Source organism: Bacillus sp. JJ783, assembly GCF_036963225.1.
GTDB classification, from domain to species: Bacteria; Bacillota; Bacilli; order Bacillales; family Bacillaceae_G; genus Bacillus_A; species Bacillus_A cereus_U.
Genome location: NZ_JBALMG010000116.1, coordinates 1 through 3,006, shown reverse-complemented (window position 1 = coordinate 3,006; position 3,006 = coordinate 1). Strand labels below are relative to the sequence as shown.

Here is a 3,006-nt window from a genome sequence, read left to right as displayed (position 1 = left end):
TCATAGTTAGGAACAGAATCCACTTTTTAAACATAACTAACAGAATTTTTTCTGATTTTAAGTAGATTTAGAGGTAGAACATGATAAGAACAGTACTTAAAGCTTTCTATTATACACATCAGGTCAAAATTATTAAGATATCAACAGAATAATAAAAAATATTTATGCTTTTTTGTAGATGAAACGGCATAAAGTAATTAAAAATTCAGATTCTTCAACTCGGAAATTGTGAATATCTCATTTTGTTTCACGTGCAATGTATGTAATTGCATAAAAAATAGAGAGTCGTAATCATTAAGATTGAAAACTTTCTCTCTGTTTTGTTTGAAGTAATGCATTCCACATGTTATCTCCAATACGAATAGCCCTCCACTTTTGTTTTTTCAAAAATAGAGAGCTGTATCTTTATATTGCTGGAAGCAGCTGATCGACCGTATGCGGTACTTCACTAGTTGAACGGTAATATGCTTCTAAGGACTGTAGAAACTGAATTAAATCAAAGTCTTCAGGGACCTCAATTACACGAATCTTTTCCTTCGGCAATTTATCAATTTTTTCAATGAACAGTTCACGAATATCGCTAGGGATTTGATTTCCTTTATGCCCACTAGACTTTAATAGTTCGCGAATTTCAATTTCTAATGCTGTATATGCGTTAATATTTACTCCTTGCTCATAAGCATATTTTCTAAATAGTGATTCCTCTTGATACTGCATGTAATTACGATGATAAGCATCTATAGTTACAGGTACAGCATGTTTCGCATGCAGCAGGTCATGCGCTTTACGGAATAGCTTTTGAACATTGCGTAAAGAGTATATAGCAAAATGAGTACCAAATTTAAAAATGGCCTCTTCTTGATCATGTTTAGGTACATTGTGTGTAATTAAAGGATAAATACCAGTTTTAGCAGCTGTGTCTAATACACGATATTGAGAAGATTGCTTTAATAATTTACTTAGTGTATAAACAAGCTTTTTAGGATAACCTTCTTGTCGATCAATCATTTCTCGTAAGCCACGAACTACTTGGCGAATTTGACGATGACAAGAGTGTTTTAAAACGTTAATGAATTGGTTCATATCCTTTGCAAATTCAGCAATATTCATTTCAACTAACAAGTTCTCAATGAATTTAACTTTACGCTTATATGTATCTCGTGGTGTAAATGGATCACGGTATTCTGCTCCTTCTTCTTTCGCGCATAAGAAATCAGGATGTACAGATAAATGCAATGTTGTGTATTGCTTTTTATTCTTCTTCCCTTTTTCTAACTTGCAAATTTTAAATAAAGGAGATCCAGTAGCAGAAAGTTTTGTTTCTAATTCCTCAAGTACAGCACGAATCTGATGTGGGTATTTCTTATGTAAGTAACGATACATACCGCCAAAGTGAGTTGAGTTTCCTTGTTCATCAACTTTAAATAAAGAACGTTTCAGGGTAGTTTCGCGTTTCTGCTGCATTGCTACATCCATGAATAGTTTCTTAGCTGCAATGGATAACTCAAAGAATTCTTTGGTAAATACTATCGGGCTGATAAATGTATATGCATTTGCTTTATTTGTTTCCTTATTCATGAAATCAGTTAAGGTAATCTTATATTTACCACTGTACTCATTTTCAATTGTAATGATGTTATGGAAACTTAACTTCTTCAAAGCCACATAAAATTGTGAGTGGTGAATATGTGCAAATGCTTCTTTATAATTTTTATAATCTTCCCAAAGCATGTGGATCGATACATGCGAAAGCTCACCATATGTATTACATTTTTTATGAAGAAATAGAAATACTTCTAAATCAGCATTTGTAATACCATATAGCTTATGTTTTCTGCCCTCATTTTTATCAAATACACTTACTTTATCTAAAACTTTTTTCATTTTCAGTGAAAAAGATGGCTTTGCTTGTTCAACAAACCCCTCTTCATCTGCAATTCGTTCTTCATAGGACATTGACTTCACAATGTCTTCTAAATAAGTATCTTTAAAACTGTAATACTTACCTTCCAAAGCTTCTACTAACTTTTGCCATGATTTAATTGTTACAATTACCGGTGTTGTTGTTTCACCATTCAAACTACGTTTGTTCTTTATAACGAAAGGTTTTGCCATCTTTTTCACCTCCTTTTATTTTAAGTTGCAGTTTTCCCCACAATTAGGTATAGAATTACATTTCTGATTATATCAAATCGAATGCTGGTGAAATCTGTCCCTTTAAGAGGAAAAACAAAAAAATGAAACGTGCCTCAATCCCTTGTGCGACAAGGGGTTTGACGTTTCATGAAAAAAAGTTTGTTGCCACCATAGGTCTATGAAGTTTAGTAAATATGAAACGTGGTATAAATTGTGGTAAATCTTTATTAAGCATTGATTTAATAGGGTTTTTCGCTGATTTCGTTTTACAGTTGTAGCCATCATATAGCTATAACGTTTCATGTTTTGGTTGAATAATAATATTTTGTAAATACCACATAAACGTTGTTATATAGGGGTGTAGCTTTGCTTTTACTTGAAAAGTTGTAGCCATCATACCGCTATAAACGTTTCATTTCATTTCATATTTCCTGCCGTCATATAGCTATAGCGTTTCATGTTTTCAAAACAACTTAAATTATATAAAAAACCGCTGTAACCATTGGTATATAAGGAATTGTGTGAGTTTTTATGATGACAGTTGTAGCCATCATATAGCTATAATGGTTTAATCGAGTTTTCAATCATATTTTATGAAATGGCTTTATATCAACGTTTATCATAAAATCATATAGAATAATTTTTTTTTTAGAAGGATAATGATCAGGGCATGCTCGTTTCATTTTTTAAGAGTTGTAGCCATCATATAGCTATAACGTTTCATAAATTACTAAATTGTTGCCACAATAGAGCTATGTCTAATTAAAGATAAGGAGTTGCAGCCACAATAAGGCTATGTAATTTCAAGTAAAGAGTTATAGCCATGATAAGGCTGTATGATTTCAAGTAAGGAGTTATAGCCATGATAAG

The 3,006-nt window shown here is 32.1% G+C and carries 1 protein-coding gene; it reads right to left on the bottom strand.

All coding sequences use genetic code 11. The annotated features are described in order from the left end of the window. Nucleotides 1-405 precede the first annotated feature (405 nt). Complete coding sequence (locus V7038_RS22475; RefSeq protein ID WP_098988933.1) at nucleotides 406-2,115, bottom strand: hypothetical protein; 1,710 nt, start codon at nucleotides 2,113-2,115, stop codon at nucleotides 406-408. Nucleotides 2,116-3,006 lie beyond the last annotated feature (891 nt).

Excerpts from the sequence above, each read along its gene's own strand:
- V7038_RS22475 (WP_098988933.1), bottom strand. The coding sequence starts at position 2,115 with ATGGCAAAACCTTTCGTTATAAAGAACAAACGTAGTTTGAATGGTGAA.